At 69.9% G+C, this 20,770-nt stretch carries 19 protein-coding genes; 8 read left to right on the top strand and 11 right to left on the bottom strand.

The genetic code is table 11. The features are described 5' to 3' along the window. Together rph and murI are read right to left on the bottom strand one after the other, a co-directional pair. Positions 1 to 662: ribonuclease PH (rph, locus tag IPV10_RS11035; protein WP_207483741.1), on the bottom strand; the 662-nt coding region annotated here is incomplete at its 3' end. A gap of 30 nt (positions 663 to 692) precedes the next feature. After that, positions 693 to 1,529 (bottom strand): glutamate racemase, encoded by an 837-nt coding sequence (murI, locus tag IPV10_RS11030; RefSeq protein ID WP_207483739.1) that lies wholly within the window; start codon positions 1,527 to 1,529, stop codon positions 693 to 695. Positions 1,530 to 1,615: 86 nt separating this feature from the next. Here murI and IPV10_RS11025 point away from each other — a divergent pair, with 86 nt between their 5' ends. Beyond that, complete coding sequence (locus IPV10_RS11025; RefSeq protein ID WP_207483736.1) at positions 1,616 to 2,941, top strand: nicotinate phosphoribosyltransferase; 1,326 nt, start codon at positions 1,616 to 1,618, stop codon at positions 2,939 to 2,941. A gap of 30 nt (positions 2,942 to 2,971) precedes the next feature. Here the strand turns inward: IPV10_RS11025 and IPV10_RS11020 are convergent, their stop codons facing one another. Genes IPV10_RS11020 through IPV10_RS17340 form a run of 3 tightly spaced genes read right to left on the bottom strand, consistent with a single transcriptional unit; the run spans position 2,972 to position 6,467 of the window. Continuing rightward, positions 2,972 to 3,238, bottom strand: a complete 267-nt coding sequence (locus IPV10_RS11020; RefSeq protein WP_028503536.1) for a DUF3039 domain-containing protein — start codon at positions 3,236 to 3,238, stop codon at positions 2,972 to 2,974. Positions 3,239 to 3,279: 41 nt separating this feature from the next. Beyond that, positions 3,280 to 4,845 (bottom strand): hypothetical protein, encoded by a 1,566-nt coding sequence (locus IPV10_RS11015; protein WP_207483733.1) that lies wholly within the window; start codon positions 4,843 to 4,845, stop codon positions 3,280 to 3,282. Continuing rightward, positions 4,821 to 6,467: an ATP-binding cassette domain-containing protein gene (locus IPV10_RS17340; protein ID WP_307861110.1), complete on the bottom strand. Its 1,647-nt coding sequence runs from the start codon at positions 6,465 to 6,467 to the stop codon at positions 4,821 to 4,823. Before IPV10_RS17340 ends, IPV10_RS11015 begins: the two co-directional genes overlap by 25 nt. 255 nt (positions 6,468 to 6,722) lie before the next feature. Between IPV10_RS17340 and IPV10_RS11005 the strand changes: the two genes are divergently transcribed. From IPV10_RS11005 to IPV10_RS10985, 5 genes are all read left to right on the top strand, one after another. Continuing rightward, positions 6,723 to 7,415, top strand: coding sequence for an NTP transferase domain-containing protein (locus tag IPV10_RS11005; protein WP_207483730.1), 693 nt, complete (start codon positions 6,723 to 6,725; stop codon positions 7,413 to 7,415). Positions 7,416 to 7,498: 83 nt separating this feature from the next. Next, positions 7,499 to 8,488, top strand: a complete 990-nt coding sequence (locus IPV10_RS11000) for a hypothetical protein (RefSeq protein ID WP_242684877.1) — start codon at positions 7,499 to 7,501, stop codon at positions 8,486 to 8,488. Between the two features lie 76 nt (positions 8,489 to 8,564). Beyond that, positions 8,565 to 8,870 carry a hypothetical protein gene (locus tag IPV10_RS10995; protein WP_207483709.1) on the top strand — a complete coding sequence of 102 codons (306 nt, stop codon included), beginning with the start codon at positions 8,565 to 8,567 and terminating at the stop codon, positions 8,868 to 8,870. A gap of 105 nt (positions 8,871 to 8,975) precedes the next feature. Then, positions 8,976 to 10,574, top strand: coding sequence for an acyl-CoA carboxylase subunit beta (locus tag IPV10_RS10990; protein WP_207483707.1), 1,599 nt, complete (start codon positions 8,976 to 8,978; stop codon positions 10,572 to 10,574). After that, on the top strand, positions 10,571 to 10,795 hold the full coding sequence (locus tag IPV10_RS10985; protein ID WP_207483704.1) for an acyl-CoA carboxylase subunit epsilon: 225 nt from the start codon (positions 10,571 to 10,573) through the stop codon (positions 10,793 to 10,795). The genes IPV10_RS10990 and IPV10_RS10985 overlap by 4 nt, the downstream gene beginning before the upstream one ends. Before the next feature lie 203 nt (positions 10,796 to 10,998). Here IPV10_RS10985 and IPV10_RS10980 read toward each other — a convergent pair whose 3' ends face one another. The 5 genes from IPV10_RS10980 to IPV10_RS10960 form a co-directional block, all read right to left on the bottom strand. Continuing rightward, the gene (locus tag IPV10_RS10980) at positions 10,999 to 12,204 is read right to left on the bottom strand and encodes an ROK family transcriptional regulator (protein WP_207483756.1); all 1,206 of its coding nucleotides are present in this window, start codon (positions 12,202 to 12,204) and stop codon (positions 10,999 to 11,001) included. Positions 12,205 to 12,500: 296 nt separating this feature from the next. Continuing rightward, complete coding sequence (locus IPV10_RS10975) at positions 12,501 to 13,526, bottom strand: hypothetical protein (RefSeq protein ID WP_207483701.1); 1,026 nt, start codon at positions 13,524 to 13,526, stop codon at positions 12,501 to 12,503. After that, positions 13,523 to 14,758 carry an ATP-binding protein gene (locus IPV10_RS10970; RefSeq protein ID WP_207483699.1) on the bottom strand — a complete coding sequence of 412 codons (1,236 nt, stop codon included), beginning with the start codon at positions 14,756 to 14,758 and terminating at the stop codon, positions 13,523 to 13,525. Before IPV10_RS10970 ends, IPV10_RS10975 begins: the two co-directional genes overlap by 4 nt. Beyond that, the gene (locus tag IPV10_RS10965; protein ID WP_207483696.1) at positions 14,748 to 15,410 is read right to left on the bottom strand and encodes a response regulator transcription factor; all 663 of its coding nucleotides are present in this window, start codon (positions 15,408 to 15,410) and stop codon (positions 14,748 to 14,750) included. The genes IPV10_RS10970 and IPV10_RS10965 overlap by 11 nt, the downstream gene beginning before the upstream one ends. A gap of 43 nt (positions 15,411 to 15,453) precedes the next feature. Next, the gene (locus tag IPV10_RS10960) at positions 15,454 to 16,704 is read right to left on the bottom strand and encodes a class I SAM-dependent RNA methyltransferase (protein ID WP_207483693.1); all 1,251 of its coding nucleotides are present in this window, start codon (positions 16,702 to 16,704) and stop codon (positions 15,454 to 15,456) included. Between the two features lie 37 nt (positions 16,705 to 16,741). Here IPV10_RS10960 and IPV10_RS10955 point away from each other — a divergent pair, with 37 nt between their 5' ends. Together IPV10_RS10955 and IPV10_RS10950 are read left to right on the top strand one after the other, a co-directional pair. Further along, positions 16,742 to 17,380 carry a nucleoside triphosphate pyrophosphatase gene (locus tag IPV10_RS10955; RefSeq protein ID WP_207483690.1) on the top strand — a complete coding sequence of 213 codons (639 nt, stop codon included), beginning with the start codon at positions 16,742 to 16,744 and terminating at the stop codon, positions 17,378 to 17,380. A 78-nt stretch (positions 17,381 to 17,458) separates the two neighbouring features. After that, positions 17,459 to 19,225, top strand: a complete 1,767-nt coding sequence (locus IPV10_RS10950; RefSeq protein ID WP_207483686.1) for a biotin carboxylase N-terminal domain-containing protein — start codon at positions 17,459 to 17,461, stop codon at positions 19,223 to 19,225. 85 nt (positions 19,226 to 19,310) lie between these two features. On the opposite strand, the gene IPV10_RS10945 is transcribed toward IPV10_RS10950, so the two are convergent. Further along, positions 19,311 to 20,759 carry an NAD(P)H-quinone dehydrogenase gene (locus tag IPV10_RS10945; RefSeq protein ID WP_207483683.1) on the bottom strand — a complete coding sequence of 483 codons (1,449 nt, stop codon included), beginning with the start codon at positions 20,757 to 20,759 and terminating at the stop codon, positions 19,311 to 19,313. Positions 20,760 to 20,770 lie beyond the last annotated feature (11 nt).

The raw sequence follows: 20,770 nt of genomic DNA, 5'->3' as shown, positions 1-20,770 counted from the left end.
TCTAGCTCGCGCTTGTCGAACGGTGCGCCCTCGGCGGTGCCCTGCACCTCGACGAACAGCCCGCGCCCGGTCACCACGATGTTCATGTCGGTCTCGGCGCGGACGTCCTCGACATATGCCAGATCGAGCATGGGCTCGCCGTCGATGATGCCGACCGAGATCGCGGCCACCGAATCGAGCAGCGGGGTGGAGTTCCTGCCGATGAACTTCTTCTCCCGGCCCCACTCGATCGCGTCGGCGAGAGCGACATATGCACCGGTGATGGCCGCCGTGCGGGTGCCGCCGTCAGCCTGCAGGACGTCGCAGTCGATCACGATGGTGTTCTCACCGAGCGCCTTGGTGTCGACGACCGCGCGGAGGGCACGCCCGATCAGGCGGGAGATCTCGTGCGTGCGCCCGCCGATGCGGCCCTTCACGCTCTCGCGGTCGTTGCGGCTGTTCGTGGCGCGCGGCAGCATCGAGTACTCGGCCGTGACCCAGCCCTTGCCCTTGCCGGTGAGCCACCGGGGCACGCCGTTGGTGAAGGACGCGGTGCACAGCACCTTGGTGCCGCCGAAGCTGATCAGCGCGGACCCTTCGGCATGCGCGCTCCAGCCGCGCTCGATGGTGATCTCGCGGAGCTGATCTGTGGCGCGGCCGTCGGCGCGGACGATGCTGGTCATGGGCTTCCTTCGGTTGGGGTCGGTGAGCGCTCAGCGCGGTTCGGAGACGGATGCCGGGAGGTCGATGACGCCGGTCTGCACGAGCTGCACGTCGCGGACCTCGGCGCCCATCAGACGGTTGGCGAGAGCGGCGAACTCGGCGGTCGACGCGCCCGTCGCCTCGTAGACGTAGGTCGCGGTGGCGTCCGCAGAGGCGAGCAGATCGCCTCGGACGAGCTGACGGTACACGTCTCCCGCGGTCTCGTCGTCGCTCGAGACGAGGGTGACGCCCTCGCCCATCACGTAGCTGATCGCCCCGCGCAGGAACGGGTAGTGGGTGCAGCCGAGCACCAGGGTGTCGACGTCGGCGGCGCGAAGCGGGGCCAGATACTCCTCGGCCACGGCGAGTACCTCGGGGGTGCCGGTGATCCCCGCCTCCACGAACTCGACGAACCGCGGGCACGCCGCCGTGAACACCCGGAGACGCTCGTTCACCTCGAGCATGTCCTGATACGCGCGGGACCCGATGGTCCCGACGGTGCCGATCACGCCGACCCGGCCGTTGCGGGTGGTCGAGACGGCACGGCGCACGGCGGGGCCGATGACCTCGACCACGGGGACGTCGTAGCGCTCGCGCGCGTCACGGAGCATGGCGGCGGATGCCGTGTTGCAGGCGATCACGAGCATCTTCACGCCCTGATCGACGAGTGCGTCGAGCACCTCGAGCGAGTAGCGCCGGACGTCGGCGATCGGCTTCGGCCCGTAGGGCGAGTGCGCCGTGTCGCCGATGTAGACGAACGATTCACGGGGCAGCTGGGCATGGATGGCCCTGGCCACCGTGAGCCCGCCGACACCGGAGTCGAAGATTCCGATCGGGGCGTCGTTCATGACTCCCCAGCCTACCCGCAGGCGGGCTCGGAGGCGGCCCGGCACGGGTGCGCCAGGCATCCTGCACCCGTCACTAAGCTGAGCGCATGACGACGTCGACGGCGCTCCTGACCGACCGCTACGAGCTGACGATGCTCGCGGCCGCCCTCCGGGACGGGACCGCATCCCGTCCCAGCGTGTTCGAGCTGTTCTCCCGCCGCCTCTCCGGAGGACGCCGATTCGGCGTCGTCGCGGGAACAGGGCGCCTGCTCGCCCTCCTGCGGGAGTTCCGGTTCGGCGACGACGAGCTGCGCTACCTCCACGACGGACGCATCGTGGATGCCGCGACCCTCGCCTATCTCGAGAAGTACCGTTTCACCGGCTCGATCCGCGGCTACCGCGAGGGCGAGCTGTACTTCCCCGGCTCCCCCATCCTCACGGTCGAGGGCACGTTCGCCGACGCGGTCGTGCTGGAGACCCTCGCTCTGAGCGTGCTCAACCACGACTCCGCCGTCGCGACCGCGGCATCGCGGATGAGCATCGCGGCAGGCGAGCGCCCGCTGGCCGAGATGGGCTCGCGCCGCGCCGCCGAGCGGTCGGCCGTCGCCGCTGCGCGTGCGGCGTACATCGCCGGCTTCGGCTCGACGAGCAACCTCGAGGCAGGGCGGACGTGGGGCATCCCCACGATGGGCACCGCCGCGCACTCGTGGACGCTGCTCCACGACACCGAGGAGGACGCCTTCCGCGCCCAGATCGAGAGCCTCGGCGCCGAGACGACGCTGCTCGTCGACACCTACGACATCCGAAAGGGCGTCGAGACGGCGATCCGCGTCGCCGGCACCGGACTGGGCGGGGTGCGCCTCGACTCCGGCGATCTTCCGATCGTCGCGGCCGAAGTCCGCATCCAGCTCGACGAGCTGGGTGCCACTGGCACCCGGATCACCGTCACGAGCGATCTCGACGAGTACGCCATCGCCGCCCTCGCGGCGTCACCCGTCGACGCCTACGGCGTCGGCACGTCGGTGGTGACCGGATCCGGCTACCCGACCGCGAGCATGGTCTACAAGCTCGTCGCCAGGCAGGACTCGGCCGGCGCGTGGATCGGGGTGGCCAAGGCATCCGCCGACAAGGCGTCCCACGGCGGGCGCAAGGCCGCCTTCCGCCACCTCTCCGACGGCGTCGCGTCCGCCGAGGTCATCGTCGTCTCCGACGGCTTCGAGGAGATCGACACGCCGTCCGAGCATCCGGAAGGCCGCCCGCTGCAGGTCACGTTCGTCGAGGCCGGCGAGATCGACACCTCGTTCGAGGGCGTCGAGGGGACGGCATCCGCTCGGGCGCACCACATGCGAGTGCGCGAGGAGCTCCCGGTGCGGGCGCTGGCGCTCAGCAAGTCGGACCCGGCGATCCCGACGGAGTACGTCGAGGCACAGTGAACCCCTTGGGTCCCTGAGCCTGTCGAAGGGTCAGCCGACCATCGACTCGTAGATCTCCTTGCAGGTGGGGCAGATCGGGAACTTCTCCGGGTCACGGCCCGGCGTCCACTTCTTGCCGCACAGCGCGCGCACCGGCTTGCCGGTGATCGCGGATTCCAGGATCTTGTCCTTCTTCACATAATGCGAGAAGCGCTCGTGGTCACCCGGTTCGAGGTTCTCCTCGCGGAGGAGCTCTTCCAGTTCGCGATCAAGCGTTGCCACGCCGCCCTGATCGGGGCTGTCCAGCGGAGTACTCATCCCGTGATTCTAGTCGCGTCGGAGCCCCTACGGGGCGGGACTCATGCGGTCTCGACGAACTCCATCAGCCGTTCGCCTCCGCGCTCGAAGATGCGTCCGCCGATCGCCACTCCGACCGCCGCGACTCCCGCTCCCGTCGCGATCCCGGCCCACAGCGTGGCCGGGGCGTACTGCGATCCCTCGAGGGCGGTCAGGACGAAGAGCCAGATCGTCGGGATACTGACGACGATCGCTCCGAGGAAGGCCGCAGCCGGTCCGTAGACGCCGCGGGACGTCGGCCGCTGAGGCTGCTGGAACGGGCTGTCCCCCGGGCGGGAGACCGCGTACGGCGCCACGACCGAGACGATGCTGGAGAGACCCAGCGCCGAGAGCAGGAGGCTCGCCGCGACCCCGGTGAGCGGGAGGAGCAGGCGCCAGTCGTCGATCCAGAGCAGGGTGAGCGGCACCGCGATCGCGAGGACGGGAACCGCCACGAGCACGACCGGCACGAGACGACCGAGCCGGTCGGGCACGCCGCGCACGCCGCTCGCCACATGAGTCCACAGGGCGGTCGAGTCGTACGCCACGTCGTTGTGCGGCAGCCAACCGAAGAACAGCGCCATCACCGGCACCGGGACGAGAGCCGCGATCTCGAGCGGCACACCCGCGACCAGCAGCGGGAACACCGTGAGGACACCGGCCACCGGCACCACGATGAGGTTCATGATGTAGCGGCGGTCGCGGAGCCAGTACACGAGGCTGCGCGCCGCGATCGCACCGAAGGCGTTCGAGGGCATCAGCCCGAACCAGCCGAGACCGGTGCGCTCACGCGAGGCCACGGGACGTTCGGTCGTCGTGAGGAGCCGCTGGACCAGCCAGCTCCACAGCATCCAGAGCGCCCCCGCCGTGATCACGGCGATGGTGCCGCTGATCCACGCGCCTGCCGCGTCGTCTGCGGCGACTGCGAAGAGGAAGCCCGGGCCGGCCGCAAGCGGCGTGAGACCGACCGTGGCGGTGATCGACGCGACGGCCGCCGGCACGTGTCCGTCCCATTTGAGCGAGGCGAGGAACACCGCCACCGGGAAGGCCACCACGACCAGCGCGAGGGCGAAGAGCGCGGTGAGCTCTCGCGAGCGCCGCTCCGGAAGGAGGAGCGCATTGACCGCCATGCCGATGCGGGCGGTGAGCATCGTGCAGACGAGGCTGAGCACGCCCATCAGCACCGCCGCCGGCCACGCCGCGCCGAGCCTGATCGCGACGACGCACACGCAGACGCTGACGGCGAGAAGCGCCAGGCTCGGCAGGCTGACGAACGCGGCGAGGGTGAGGATCCACGGCATCTGCCGCTCGTCGACGCCGAACACGGCGAATCGCCGGGGGTCGAGCTGGTCGACCGCGCCGACGAGGATCGGCCCGATCAGGAAGCCGACCAGCACCGCAGCGCTGCCGAGCACCGTGACGGTGCGCGCGACGGGGACGGGAGCGTCGGCCATGCTGAGGATCGCGATGCAGACCGCGGCGGTGAGGACCGCGACGATGACGAGCATCACGAGGGTCCTCGCCCGGCGTTCGCCTCGGAGCGATCCGAGCAGGAGCGTCGCCCTCAGTCGGAGAACGTGTGCAGCCACTCGAGCCCCTCCACTTCGCCGATGCCGCCGGAGAGCTCGACGAAACGCGCTTCGAGCGTCTGCCCCGCCCGCACCTCATCGATCGTCCCCTCGGCCAGGACGTCACCGCCCACGATGATCGCGACGCGGGAGCACACCCGCTCCACCAGGTCCATGCCGTGGCTGGAGAGGATCACGGTGCCGCCGTGGGCGACATAGGCGCGCAGGATGTCGAGGATGACTGCGGAGGAGACCGGATCGACGGACTCGAACGGCTCGTCGAGCACCAGCACGCGCGGCGAGTGGATCAGCGCACCCGCGAGCATGATCTTCTTCGTCATCCCGGCCGAGTAGTCGGAGACCACGCGGCTGAGCGCGTCACCGAGATCGAACGCCCTGGCGAGGTCGCTCACCCGCTTCTCGATGACGTCGGACGCGAGTCCCCGCAGCAGCCCGTAGTAGAAGAGCAGCTGACGGCCGGTGAGGCGGTCGAAGGTGCGGAGCCTGTCCGGCAGCACGCCCATCAGCCGTTTGGCTGCGAGAGGATTCGCCGCCTGATCGACCCCGCAGATCACGACGCTCCCCGCATCGGGGCGGAGCAGACCAGCGACGATCGACAGGGTCGTGGTCTTGCCGGCGCCGTTGGGACCGACGATGCCGTAGAAGGAGCCTGCCGGAACCGTGAGGTCGACGCCGTTCACCGCGATGTTGTCGCCGAAGCTCTTGACGAGACCCCGGATGCGGATCGCCTCCGTCGCGGACGCCGCGGGAACATCCCTGACCACGTCCTCGGCGGCACCCGAATCGGTCGCCGCGTCTGCGGGGAGAGCGACGACCGGCGGCGTCACGTCGTCGACGGCGGACGCCGCCGACGATTCGTCGACGATCGTGGTCTCGGATGCCTCTTCCTCCACAGGCGAGAGCTCTGCAGGCGAAGGCTCCTCGGGGGCCTCCTCCTCGTGCGTCACTGGAGACTCGCCCTTCACTGGAGCCGCTTCCGCCGTCCCGACGTCGAGGTCGGAGCCGAGAGCGACGAGCTCGAACGCGTCGTCGACCTCAGGGTTCTCTGCGATCTCCGGCTCCTCGGCCGCCTTCTCCACCTCGGCCGCCTTCGCCTTGGCCGCAGCCTCCTTCGCCGCCGCGTTCCTTGCGGCGGCGGTCTTGGCCGCCGATGTCCTGGCCGCGGCGGTGCGGGCGGACGCCGTACGCGCCTCCGACTTCGCCGCAGCGGTCTTCTCCGCCGCGGCCCTGGCCGCAGCGGTCTTCGCGGCGGTGCTCCTGGCTGTCCCGGCCCTCGCCCCGGTCGCTGCCCTCGCCGCCGGCGTGCGCGCCGCCGAGTTCTTCGCGGCCGCCGCGCGCGCGGCGGCCGTCGTCCGCTTCGGCGCTGATGCACCGGTATCCGCCCTGGGTCGCGGCTCAGCGACCGCCTCGGCATTCGCTGCGGCCTTCTCGGCCGCAGTCTTGGTGGGCGTCTTCGTCGCCGGGGGCTTCCGTGCAGGCGCCGCCTTGGCGGCAGGCTTCTTCGCAGGAGCCTTCTTCGCGGGGGGCGTGTTCGCGGGCGTCTTCCTCGCGGGCGTCTTCCTCGCGGGCGCGGTGGCGGCGTCAGCCGCCTCTTCGGTGCGGTCGTCGGGGGAAGCAGTCACCGTCCTAAGGTATCAATGAGGTCACGTCTTCTCTGTGGCGCGACGCAGTATTCTCATCACAGGAGAGAAGCCGCGGCTGCTCGCCGCATCGTGCGCCCGGTGAATCTGAGTGTTCGGTGTGTACTCGATCACGAAATGGCAACGGGGTCGGGAACCCCCGGGGGTTCCCAGGCTCGATCGCTACCATGAATCTCGGCACGACGAAGTGTCTGGTCGGTGAACCGACCGTGAACACAACTTCCTTTAGGAGCTCTCGTGACTCTTCAGACCGTCATCCTCGCAGCCGGAATGGGCTCGCGCCTGGGCCGTGCCCTGCCGAAGCCGCTCACCGAGCTGAGCGACGGCCGCACGATCATGCGGCAGCAGCACGACAACATCCGTGCCGCCTTCGGCTCCGACGCCCGTATCACCACGGTGGTGGGCTACCGCGCCGAGACCATCATCGAGGCATTCCCGAACGTCAACTACGTCCACAACGAGCGCTACGACGAGACGAACACCTCGAAGAGCCTGCTGCGCGCCCTCGGCGCGACCGGCAAGGGCGGCGTGCTCTGGATGAACGGCGACGTCGTGTTCGACCCGATGATCCTCGGCCGCGCCGTCGAGTACATCGAGCGCGACCAGTCGTTCGTGACCGTCAACACCTCCAAGGTCAGCGACGAGGAGGTGAAGTACACGGTCACGGCCGAGGGCTTCATCAAGGAGCTGTCGAAGACCGTCAAGGGCGGTCTCGGCGAGGCTGTCGGCATCAACTACATCTCCGCCACGCACAAGAAGGCGTTCATGCGCCAGCTGCAGCGCGTCGAGGACCAGGACTACTTCGAGCGAGGCCTCGAGCTCGCGATCGCCGAAGACGGCCTGCTGCTCGAGCCGATGGACGTCTCCGACCTGTACGCGGTCGAGGTCGACTTCGCCGAGGACCTCGAGCGGGCGAACCAGTTCGTCTGATCCCACTCTGATGCGAAAGCCCGGCTCCCCCGTGGAGCCGGGCTTTCGGCGTTTTCGCGGCAACCGTTCCTAGGATCGGAAGCATGGCGAAAAAGGTGCAGAAGATCCACTCGCTCCCGGACGACGCTCCGTGGGACAGGAGCGTTCCGCCGGTGGGATCGAACGAGCATCCGGTGGTCGTGCGCGGACTCGACCGGGTCCTCGCGATCCAGCGTCCGCTCGTCCTCGCGCACATCCGCAGCATCCGCCTGCGTCATCCGGACGCGACGCCCGCCGAGATCATCCGGATCCTGGAGCGCCGCTACCTCGCGGCCGTGACGACGGGAGGCGCCGCGGTCGGCGCCACCGCGGTGGTCCCGGGGATCGGCACCGGCGTCACTCTGGCGCTCTCGGGCGTGGAGACACTCGGCTTCGTCGAGTCAACGGCACTGTTCGGCCAGTCGGTCGCCGAGGTGCACGGGATCGCCGTCGGCAGCCCGGATCGGGCGAGAGCCCTGGTGATGACGCTGATGCTCGGCAAGGAGGGCGTCGATCTCGTCAGCCAGCTCGCCGGCCAGGTCACCGGCCGCGGCGGGAGCAGGTCGTCGTATTGGGGTGAGCTGGTCACGAAGTCGCTCCCACGCGCCGCCGTAGGACCGATGGTCGATCAGCTGAAGAGCATGTTCGTCAAGCAGTTCGCCGCGCGCGGCGGTGCGTCGTTCCTCGGCAAGGCGCTGCCGTTCGGCGTCGGAGCCGCGATCGGCGGGGCAGGCAACCACATCCTCGGCCGCCGGGTGCTCACCACATCCCGCCGGGCGTTCGGGGCCGCGCCGATCGATCTGCCGCTCGATCTCGAGCCGGTGCACGGTGCCGAGAAGCTGGAGGTGCGGATGCTGCACGGCGCGCAGTTCGTGGGCGGCGCCGTCGCGGGAGCCGCGGGGACCGCTGCGCGCGGCGTCAGCTGGGCCGGTCGGCGGATCGCCTCGGTGGGTCGCAGGCGGACTTCGGATGCCGGCGAACTCGAGCAGTCCGGCGACCATGATCTGCCGACGCGGATCGGCGCGGACTCACCCTCCACAGATCCGGTTATCTGAGCGCTTCTCCACAGCGGCATCCGGCGCGCTCCGGGACAGGCTCAGGGCGTCGGCGGCCGCACCTAGCGTGACCGCCATGTTGCGCCCCATCGACCCAGCCGAGACTCCGCCGCCTGTCGCCTATCGCGTGCCCTGGCACGTGCTGCGCGACGATTCCGCCCACCCGGTGGTCGTCAATCACAGCGCGGAGGCCGCCGACTTCGTGCGGGTCTTCCGCGACGATGACACCGGCCGCGACCGCACTCAGCTGTGGGGGCAGGTGCTGCCCGCCGAGCAGATCGAGCTCTGCCTGTGCGCCGCTGATCTCGACGAGGTGGTGGTCACGCTCGCCTGGTTCCGTCAGACCGACGGACTGGAGTACGTGTGGCGGTTCGTGGTGTGACCCTCCGGAGTTCGCCGCACGTCGCCGCGGGGTGAGGCTGCGGCCAAAGGATCCGGCGACCCGTTGTGCCGAGCATCCAACGGACCGAGCCGAGCCGACGCTAGTGTGGAATCCGTGACGGATACGCCCGAACTCTTGACCACCGCCGGCCGCATCGCCGACCTCCGCGCTCGCTACAACGAAGCCGTTGTCGATCCTGAGACGGTCGCGAAGGAGAAGCAGCACGCCAAGGGCAAGATGACCGCCCGGGAGCGCATCGAACTGCTCGTCGACCCCGGCAGCTTCGTCGAATTCGACGAGTACGTGCGCCACCGCACCACGGCGTTCGGGATGGACCGCAACCGCCCGTACGGCGACTCCGTCGTGACCGGCGTCGGCACGATCCACGGTCGCACCGTCGCGGTCTACTCGCAGGACTTCACGACCTTCGGCGGTTCCCTCGGCGAGGTCTCCGGCGACAAGATCATCAAGATCATGGAGTTCGCCCTCACCAACGGCATCCCGATCATCGGCATCCTCGACTCGGGCGGCGCACGCATCCAGGAGGGTGTGCTCGCGCTCAGCAAGTACGGCGAGATCTTCCGTCTGAACACACGCTCGTCCGGAGTGATCCCGCAGATCTCGATCATCATGGGCCCGGCCGCCGGCGGCGCCGTCTATGGCCCGGCGCTGACCGACTTCGTGATCATGGTCGACAAGACCAGCCAAATGTTCGTGACCGGGCCCGACGTCATCAAGACCGTCACCGGCGAGGACGTCGGCATGGAGGAGCTCGGCGGCGCGCTCACCCACAACACCCGCTCGGGCGTCGCGCACTACCTCGCCGAGGACGAGGACGACGCGATCGACTACGCGCGCACCCTGCTCGGCTTCCTCCCGGACAACAACATGGCCGAGATCCCCGGGTACGAGAGCGACTTCGAGTGGGAGACGACGGATGCCGATCGCATACTGAACACGATCATCCCCGACTCCGCCAACCAGCCGTACGACATGCACACCGTGATCCAGCATGTCGTCGACAGCGGAGACTTCATCGAGGTGCAGCCGCTGTTCGCCCCGAACATCGTGATCGGCTTCGGCCGCGTCGAGGGTCGGTCAGTGGGCATCATCGCGAACCAGCCCTCGCAGATGGCGGGCACCCTGAACATCGAGGCCGGCGAGAAGGCCAGCCGGTTCGTCCGCTTCTGCGACGCCTTCTCCATCCCGATCGTCACGCTGGTGGACGTGCCCGGCTACCTCCCCGGCACCGACCAGGAGTGGACGGGCGTGATCCGGCGCGGCGCGAAGCTGATCTACGCGTACGCCGAGGCGACCGTTCCGCTGGTCACCGTGATCCTGCGCAAGGCCTACGGCGGCGCATACATCGTGATGGGCTCGAAGCAGCTCGGCGCCGACGTCAACCTCGCGTGGCCGACGGCCGAGATCGCGGTCATGGGCGGCCAGGGCGCCGTCAACATCCTCTACCGCGGTGAGATCAAGAAGGCGGAGGAGGCCGGCGAGGACGTCGCCGCCGTCCGGACGCGCCTCGCCAACGAGTACACCTACAGCGTGACGTCACCGTTCCTCGCGGCGGAGCGCGGCGAGATCGACGGCATCATCGAGCCGGCGAACACCCGCGTCTCGATCGCCAAGGCGCTGCGTGCGCTGCGCGGCAAGCGCGCCGAGCTGCCGCCGAAGAAGCACGGGAACATCCCCCTGTGAGCGAGCAGCCTGACGATCGGCCGCCGGCGATCGAGATCGTCCGCGGGACGGCCACCGAGGAGGAGCTCGCCGCCCTCATCGCGGTGGTCAGCGACGCATACGCCCGGGAGGCGGCTGACGCCGTCGCCGAGGAACCGCATGTGTCGGCGTGGATGCGCACTCAACGGGCGCTGCGACGCCCGCTGAGGCGGGACATCCCGTGGGGACGCTACTCGGGCTGAACTCGCCGCGATGCGGGGCCGAATCCGAGAGCGCGATATGTGTCTGCGAGATCCGTGAGCCCCCCAGCCCACGGACCACGCAGACAACCTCCACCGACTGATGCGGGATAGTCTCCTGCGCATCACCCCAGGCCGGTGTACGAGTAATACTACATCGATTAGAGATATTGGTGTCAAGAGGTTTCGGAAAATCCTCTGCGATCTCAGTCGTCGAGGAGCAGTGCCGACGCACGGGGGGTCAGCACGGAGTCGAGCACGACGCAGCCCGCTCCCACGGCGCCGACGTCGTCTCCGACCACGGTGCCGTCGACCGGCAGCGTGCGAACGGCCCGCGTCGCGCTGCGGCCGTCGAGGAGCGTGGGGATCTCCTGGAGATACACCTCCGACAGGCGCGCCCAGAACGGCCCGCCGAGCACCACGCGGTCCACGTCCAGCACGTTCGTCAGGGCCGAGATCAGCATCGTCAGATATCCCGCTGCACGACGCAGCACGTCGACCGCGACATCCTCGCCTGCGGCGGCGCGCTCGCACAGCTCGGTGAGCCTGGCCTCGACCGCCTCGACGTCGCCGGCGGCCACCCCGCTGCCGTCCTGGAACGCCCCCGCGCGCTCAGCCTGTTCCACGATCGCCTGCGGCGTGCAGACGACCTCGACGCAGCCGCGGGAGCCGCACAGGCAGCGCGGGCCTTCCGGGTCGACGATGATGTGGCCGATCTCACCGAAGTTCCGCGTGCTGCCGCTGACCGGCTCCCCCACGCGCACCATCGAGACTCCGATGCCGGTGCCGAGATAGACGAACAGGAACGATTCGTCCGCCGGGCCCTGGCCGGTCCACAGCTCCCCCACCGCAGCGGCGGTGGTGTCCTTCTCCAGCGTGACTTCGAAGCCGGTCGCCTCGGCGAGCGCGGACCGGAGGGGCACGCGGTGCCATCCGAGGAGCTTGGGCGGATCGATCACCGTCCCCTTCTCCGCATCGAGCGGCCCAGGGGCCGCGAGGCCGATGCCTGCGATGAGGTCCCGATCGACGTCGGCCTCCACGATCAGCTCCTCGACACTCTGCGCCATCGTGTCGACGATGTGCCGCGGATCGGTCGTCGGCGTGTGCACGACCCGCCGGCGCACGACGCTGCCGGCGAGGTCCAGCAGGACGAACGTGATCACGGCGGGGTCGAGGTGCACGCCGATCGAGAAGCGGCTCTCCGCGACCAGCCGGAGCGTGATCCGAGGCTTGCCTGGTCCGTTGATGGTGCGGCCGGCCTCGGCGATGAAGCCGTCGCCGAGAAGGCGGCGGGTGATGTTGGTCACCGTCTGCGCCGAGAGTCCGGTGGCGTCGACGAGCTCGATGCGGCTCAGTCCGTCTCCGGACCGGCGGATGGTCTCGAGGATCACGGACTGGTTGAAGTCACCCATGCGGGGAAGATTGGTGCCGCGGCGCATACCCATCGTCCCATCCTGGTGCATCGCACTCGGAATCCGTGTCCCCCAAAATACCTACAGACAACGTGTCGACGAACCGTGAGACTAAGTGAGACGCTTCGCGTTCGGCTGATCTCTCTGTCCCAGGGTAGACAGACGGTGATCGGCCACCAGCGGGCAGTTTTCGGGTAACTGTTCCGCATGGCGAGGGGCGGGCGGCTTCGCCGCCCCTCGCCCACTCTCTTCCGCTCGCGCTTCCGGCTCACGCCAGGGCCCGGGTCGGACTCGGGTCAGTGCGCCTCGGCTGCCTCGGCCGGGGCCTCACGCGGTATCTCATGCCACAGGTCGACAGCGTCGTCGTCGCTCGATACCCCGGCTCCCGCCCGGCCGACGACGGTCACCGCGACCCTGGCGTCGCGTGCGGCGCGGATGATCAGCCGGTCGGCCCGCGCATCGCAGAGCACGCCGGCGAGCTCGTCTCTGATCTGCGCCCTGCGCTCCTCCGGGACATCGTCGAGTCCGCCCTCGTCGAACACCGTCACGACCACGCCGCGCCGGCGGGCGTGGTCGATCGCGTCCCTGACGGCATCGTTCAGCAGGTCCGCTCCGCGGAGCTCATCGCGCAGCCGCCCCTCGGCGAGCCTCGCCTCGAGCCGCTCGTCCGGGTCCAGCGCACCGCGGGACGCGACCGTGCGGCTGAGCACCGGCCCCGCGACGGCGAGCGCGAACTGGGTCCGCAGCCGGCGCTCCCGCTGCCGCACCTGCTGGGTCAGGTGCCACGCCGAGACCGCCTGCTGGATCCCCGCCATCCGCTCGGTGTCGCGGATCGCCCTGTCCCAGAACATCACCAGCAGCCGCGCGATCACCACCCACATGATCGAGCCGACGAGGCCGAGGGAGAGCGACGAGAGGAAGCCGAGGCTGATCGACGACGACACCACCAGGACGACGAGTATCAGCCATCCCGCGAGGAAGCGCCGGCGCACGATGCAGACGACGCCGAGCACCCCCAGCGCTCCGATGTACCACGTGGCGAAGGGAGCGGTGAGCGACGCCGGGTCCAGCGACAGCGTCACGTGGACGGGGATCACCGCGCTCGCGACAACGGCGAGGACTGCCACCCAGAGGGGCATCCGCGCGGATGCCGCGGAATCCCAGAGGATCGCGACGTTGACGACGATCAGGTAGAGCGCGATCGCCGCCACCATCAGCAGCGGAGCCGTCGGCTGCTCGATCCACCAGATGCCCCTGGCCGCGAAGTACATCGCGAAGCCCACTGCGAGGGACGTGGCGACGCTGCGGACGCTCCTGTTCATGAGCGCTCCCACCCGAGAGTCACCGTCGTGCCCTGCTCCCCCGAGACGATCTCGGCCGTCCCGGCGACACCGGCCATCCTCGCGAAGATCGACGCGCGGATGCCGAGCCTGTCCGCACCGATCGCGTCGAGGTCGAACCCGGGCCCCGTATCGGAGATCGTGACGACGATGCCCTCATCCCCTCGCCCTTCCGCGACGATGTGCAGACCGCGTCCGCCGGCATGCGCGACGGAGTTCCCGAGCGCCTGACGCGCGGCGAGCACGAGCGCCCTGGCAGCGCGTCCGGGGATGAGCCCGATTCCGCCGATCTCCTCGATGAGCGCGTCCGCGCCGAGCTCGGAGAGCGCGCGCCGCAGCTCCACCACGACCTGGGCGGTGCCGACGGGCTCGTCGCTGCCCTCCTGGGCGACGCCGGCCTCGGTGTTCGCGAGCCTCGTGAGCGCCTCCCGTGCCATCGCGACGGCGAGGTCCCTGGCGCGTTCGCCCTCGGCCCGCTCCGCGGCGATCAGCGCCGCCAGCACGCTGTCGTGCATGAGCGCCGACATCGCCACGCGTTCCTCCTCGGCCGCGGCGGCAGCCGCCGCGGCCGCGTACGACGCGACGGCACGACCCCGCGCATCGTCCACGCCCGCCGCGACGAACCGGAACATCCAGCCGAGCGAGATGATCACGATGCCGAGGATCAGCGTGAAGGAGACGTCGAACGCCGTGGTGACCCAGAACTCCCGCGAGAACTCCCCCTGCACCAGGCGCACGTAGCCGTACACGAACGGCATTCCCACGGCCCAGGCGAACTGGAGCCGCAGCGGGAAGGCGAGCATCGCCGCCACCACTCCGACGTTCACGAGGAAGAAGATCCATGGCTGATCCGCGGCGGCCCTGCTGGTCGGGTCGACGACGATCGGCCAGGCGGCGAGCGCGAGCACATAGGCGATCGCGAAGACGCCGGATGCGGTGCGCACTCCTCGGCCGAGAAGGCACGCGAGCAGCATGGCGGCCAGCGGGACGTAGACGACGAGCAGTATCGCGAGGTGCGGCGCGTCCGCCCGCGACATCGTGGTGAGGGCGGCGATCAGCGCCTGCGCGCCGAGAACGGCGGAGCCGATCGCGACGACGGTGGCGAGGATGCGCTCCATGCGCTTGCCGGTGAAGCGCTCGAACCCGGTCTCCGCGCTGCCCGGAGAGGGGATCCGGCTCCAGGCCTCGCGGATGCTGAGCGGGTCAGCGGGCACTCGGCGTCCCGTCCGCCGCGACGATGCCGTCTTCCAGAGCACGCCGGAAGAGGTCGACCTTCGTCGAAGCGGTGCGGCCCACGCTCACGTACTTCACGCGGATCCGGGAGATGTTCTCCTTGGCCGTGGAATACGCCACGCCGAGCCGCTCCGCCACCGCCTTGAGCGGCAGGCCGGTGGCATACAGGCGCAGCACCTCCCGCTCACGCGTGGACAGCTGCGCGTCGGCGAAGTCGCGGTCGCCGTCGACCGCACTCGCCCATTCGACGTTGTTGAGCGCTTCTCCGCGTGCGACGGTGCGGATCGCGTCGAGCACGTCGTCGAGCGCGGAGGACTTGCTCACCACGCCCGCCGCACCGGCCGAGAGCGCCTCGCGCACGGCCGCCGGCCGGTCGGCGACGCTGTGGATGACGACGCTCGCGCCGTCCGCGACGATCGAGTTGACGTTCTCGGTGACCGTCGTGCCGTCGCCCAGGGTGAGATCGAGCACCACGACGTCGGCGGGCGAGGCGCCGGTGGATGCCCGCCACTCGAGATAGGACGCCACCGTGCTGCCCGAGAAGATCACCGTCTCGGCGCCGTCGCGCGCGCATGCGGCTTCCAGCCCGAGACGGACGGACTCGTGATCATCGATGAGGGCGACCCTGCTCATCCGCCCAGCCTACTGAGTCGCACGTGCGGCCGACCGCCCATCGTCATCGCGTGAGAAGGGCGACGACCTCGAAGTGATGCGAATGCGGGAACAGATCGAACCCTCGCAGCCGCGCGACCTTCCACCCGCCGGCCCGGAACGTCCCGAGGTCGCGCGCGAGCGCGACGGGGTCGCAGGCGACGTAGGCGATGGCCTGCGGCGAGAGCGCATGCAGCGCGTCGACCACCGCACGACCGGCTCCGGCACGCGGCGGGTCGAGCACGACTGCGCCCGCCCTCGCGCCTGAGGGAAGCCCTGCGAGGTAGCGGTCGACCCGGGCGGTGACCGCCTTGACCTCGAGCGGCGCGAGGTTCGCCTGGGCGTGCGCGGTGGCTCGCCTGCTCGACTCGACGGTGACGACGTCCGTGGCACCGAGGTCCGCGAGCGTCGCCGCGAACAGCCCGACGCCGCCGTACAGGTCGTAATGCGTCGAGTCCGGGTCGATGTGGTCCTCGAGAAGCCCGTACACCGCGGCATCCAGCACCGACGCGGCACGCGGATGCACCTGCCAGAAGCCGCCGGCATCCACCTGGAACCGGCGATCCCCGACCACCTCGGTGATCACCTCCGGCGCCGGCCGGCGGCTGTGGCCGCGCGCCGGGCGTTCGGCGGCGTCCTCGTGCCGGATGACGCGGACGCGACCGTCTGCGGCCTCCACTAGTTCGACGCGGCCCGCCTTCCCGCCGGTCAGCGCGCGTGCGGCGTCGGCCACGGCCGGACGGGCGAGCGGGTGCGACTCGACGGCGACCACGTGGTGGCTGCGCGCCGCGTAGGGTCCGACCGCGCCCTCGTCGTCGACGTGCAGCGTGACCCTGGTCCGCCATCCGGTGCCGTCTGTGGAGTCGACGGCCTCGATGCCTGGGGCCTCGAGGCCGGGGCCCGCGAAGCGGTCGAGCGCCTCGGCGAGCACCTGGCGCTTGAGCACCCGCTGGTGCGCGAGGTCGATGTGACCGAGATCGGCGCCGCCCGGTCGATCCGCCGGGTCACGGGACACGTCGGCCTCCGGCCAGATGTGCGCGCGACGGTGCGGTGACGCCTCGAGCACCTCCACCGTCTCCGCGCGCCAGAAGCTCTTGGAGTCCATCGGAGACTCGGTCCCCGAGCCCGTCGAAGAGTCGACGAGGCGCGCCCGCACCCGCTCCCCCGGGATCGCGTCCGAGACGAACACGACGCGCCCCTCGTGACGGGCGATGAACGTGCCGCCGTGCGCGATGCCGGTGATGTCCAGATCGAGCAGGGTTGGAGAGGAGGTCATCCTTCGAGGATACGGCGACGGCGATACTGTGGAGAGCATGCGCGTCTGCCTCGCCTCGACTTCTCCCGCCCGTCTGATGCTGCTTCGCCAGGCCGGCATCGAGCCGCTCACGATGACGCCCGAGGTCGACGAGGACGCAGTGGCCGCCGCCGCGGCCGCGGACCGCGGCGCCGAACTGGCACCGGCCGAGCTCGTGCTGCTGCTCGCGAGGGCGAAGGCGGCCGACGTCGCGCACCGCCTCGCGGCCGGCGGCGACTTCGACGGACTCGTGATCGGAGGCGACTCCATGTTCGAGATCGGAGGCCGCGTCTACGGCAAGCCCTATACGCCGGAGGAGGCCACGAGACGCTGGCATGAGATGCGCGGAGCCACCGGCATCCTGCACTCCGGCCACTCGGCGTTCCGGGTCGGTCGGTGGCTGGATCCCGTCGAGGCCACCGCGGTCGCGGAAGCGGCCGTCACCTTCGCCGAGGACATCACGGATGCCGAGATCGCGGCGTACGTCGCCTCCGGCGAGCCGCTGCACGTCGCAGGGGCGTTCACGGTCGACAGCCTGGGCGGCGCCTTCATCACCCGCGTGGACGGCGACCCCTCCACGGTGGTCGGAATGTCGCTCTCCACCGTCCGCCGGCTGGCCGCCGAGCTGGGCGTCACGTGGACGGATCTGTGGTCGTAGACTCCCGTCGACGTTTCTCGCTCTTTCTTGTGGAGAGTCGTCAAATGGTTCGGGGGCCTTCTCGCTAGGCTGGCAACCATGCCTGCTATCGCCAAGGTCCTCGTCGCCAACCGCGGCGAGATCGCCGTCCGCATCATCCGCGCCGCACGCGACTCGGGGATCGCCTCGGTCGCCGTCTACGCCGATCAGGACCGGGATGCGATGCACGCGCGTCTCGCCGACGAGGCGTTCGCCCTCGACGGGACGACGAGCGCTGCGACTTACCTGCAGATCGACAAGATCCTCTCCATCGCCCGTCGTGCGGGCGCCGACGCGGTGCACCCCGGCTACGGATTCCTCGCGGAGAACGCCGAGTTCGCCCGCGCGGTCATCGACGCGGGGATGACATGGATCGGCCCGTCCCCTGAGGCCATCGAGGCGCTCGGCGACAAGGTCACCGCGCGTCACGTCGCAGAGAAGGTCGGCGCCCCGCTCGCCCCCGGCACCCCGGGACCTGTGGCGGGTGCCGACGAGGTCATCGCCTTCGCGAAGGAGTTCGGCCTGCCGATCGCGATCAAGGCCGCATACGGCGGCGGGGGTCGCGGCCTCAAGGTCGCCCGCGAGCTCGACGAGGTGGCGGAGCTGTTCGACTCGGCGACGAGGGAGGCCGTCACGGCCTTCGGCCGCGGCGAGTGCTTCGTCGAGAAGTACCTCGACAAGCCGCGCCACGTCGAGACCCAGTGCCTGGCGGATGCCGAGGGCAACGTCGTCGTCATCTCCACTCGCGACTGCTCGCTGCAGCGTCGCCACCAGAAGCTCGTCGAGGAGGCGCCGGCACCGTTCCTCACGGACGAGCAGAACGCGCAGCTGTACTCCGCCTCCAAGGCGATCCTCAAGGAAGTCGGCTACGTCGGCGCAGGCACCTGCGAGTTCCTGATCGGCGCGGACGGCACCGTCTCGTTCCTGGAGGTCAACACCCGCCTCCAGGTCGAGCACCCCGTCTCTGAAGAGGTCACCGGCATCGACCTGGTCCGCGAGCAGTTCCGCATCGCGGCCGGCGGCACCATCGACTACGACGACCCGACGCCGCAGGGCCACTCGATCGAGTTCCGCATCAACGGCGAGGACCCCGGTCGCGGGTTCCTCCCGCAGCCCGGCCCGATCCACGTCTTCAAGACGTTCGGCGGCCCCGGCATCCGTCTCGACTCGGGCGTCACCGCAGGCGATTCCGTCTCCGGCGCGTTCGACTCGCTGCTGGCGAAGATCATCGTCACGGGCAAGGACCGCGCGGAGGCGCTGGAGCGTTCGCGCCGCGCTCTCCAGGAGTTCGAGGTCGCCGGCCTGCCGACCGTGCTGCCGTTCCACCGCAAGGTCGTGAACGACCCGGCCTTCACCGCCGAGAACGGCGAGTTCGGCATCTTCACCCGCTGGATCGAGACCGAGTTCGAGAACGACATCCCCGCGTGGGACGGCGAGCTCGAGTCCCCCGCCGCCGCGGAGAACCGTCACACTGTCGTCGTCGAGGTCGCCGGCAGGCGCCTCGAGGTCAGCCTGCCGGATCGCGTCGCCGTCGCCGCCGGCACCGCCGGACGCCCCGCTGCCGTGCCGCCGTCCCGCCGCAGCCACGCGACCACCGTCAGTGCCGGAGCCTCCGGCGACGCCGTGAAGTCCCCGATGCAGGCGACCGTCGTCAAGATCGCCGTGGAAGACGGCCAGCAGGTCGTCAAGGGCGACCTGGTCGTCGTCCTCGAGGCGATGAAGATGGAGCAGCCGCTGCAGGCGCACAAGGACGGCGTGATCGGCAACATCAGCGCGGATGCCGGTGCGACGGTGTCCGCCGGGCACCAGCTGCTCACCATCAGCTGACAGTCCCCGCCTCCAGCCCGCGAGACTTCACGAATGTCACCGATTCGGCCCGAAAACGTGACATTTGCGAAGTCTCGCGGGCCGGTCAGGAGATGTTCACCAGGTGCATCGCGCGCGACGCGTCCGTGATGCTCGAGGACAGCGACGGGTAGGCCGCGAAGACCCGCGAGACCTGGTCGACCGTGAGCCGGCGCTCCACCGCGACCGCGAGCGGGTAGATCAGCTCGGATGCCTTGGGCGCCACGATCACGCCGCCGATGACCGTGCCGGAGCCCTTGCGAGCGATCAGCTTGACGAAGCCGTCCTTGATGCCCATCATCTTCGCGCGCGGGTTCGCGGCGAGCGGGAGCTTGTAGACGAGGCCGTCGGCCACGCCGTCCTCCACGTCCTTCTCCGAGTACCCGACGGTCGCGATCTCCGGAGCGGTGAAGATGTTCGAGGTGATCTTGATCAGCTCGAGCGGGATCACGATGTCGCCGAGCGCGTGGAACACCGCCGTGCGGCCCTGCATCGAGGCGACCGAGGCCAGCGGGAAGAAGTTCGTGCAGTCGCCGACCGCGTAGATGTTGGGCACCGAGGTCCGCGCGACGCGGTTCACCCGGACGTGCCCGGTCTCGTCGAGTTCCACGCCCGCCTCCGCGAGGCCGATGCCCGCGGTGTTCGGGATCGAGCCGACGGCCATCAGGCAGTGGCTGCCGTCGACGGTGCGGCCGTCGGAGAGGGTGACCGTCACGCCCTCCTTCGTCACCTCCACCTTGTCGGCACGCGACTTGGAGAGCACCTGCATCCCGCCGCGCTTGAACACCTTCTCGAGCACTCGTGCGGCGTCCTGGTCCTCACCGGGGAGCACCTGGTCACGGCTGGAGACGAGAGTCACCTTCGCGCCGAGGTTCATGTAGGCCGAGGCGAACTCCGCGCCGGTCACGCCGGAGCCCACGATGATGAGGTGCTCGGGAAGCTGCTTCATGTCGTACAGCTGGGTCCAGGTCAGGATGCGCGTGCCGTCGGGCTTCGCGGAGTCCAGCTCCCGCGGCGAGGCGCCGACCGCCACGACGATCGTGTCGGCCTCGACGCGGTCGAAGTCGGTGCCGCCCTGCCCGGTCGAGACGACGATCGCGTTCGGGCCCTCGAGCCTGCCGTGGCCGGAGAGGATCCGCACGCCGGCCTCGAGCAGCGTCGAGCGCATGTCCTCCGACTGCTGGCCGGCGAGCGCGATGAGCCGCTTGTTCACCGCGGCCAGGTTGATCGCGATCTCGGGCTTGAGCGGCTTGCCGTTCTCTCCCTTGGCGTAGAACTGCACGCCGAGGTCGCTCGCCTCGGAGATCGCGACGGCCGCATCGGCCGTCGCTATCAGGCTCTTCGACGGGACGACGTCGGTCAGGACCGCGGAGCCGCCGACGCCGACTCGCTCCACCAGGGTCACCTCGGCTCCGAGCTGTGCAGCGGCCAGAGCCGCCTCATAACCGCCGGGACCGCCGCCGAGGACGGCGACGCGCTGGGTGCGCTCGAAAGTGGTGGAAGACATGGAATCCATTCTCCCGCAAT

The sequence above is a fragment of the Microbacterium sp. SD291 genome, assembly GCF_017355365.1.
In the GTDB taxonomy this organism is placed as follows: Bacteria; Actinomycetota; Actinomycetes; order Actinomycetales; family Microbacteriaceae; genus Microbacterium.
Note: the sequence above shows the minus strand (reverse complement) of the source record. Positions and strands in the feature narration are given on the sequence as shown.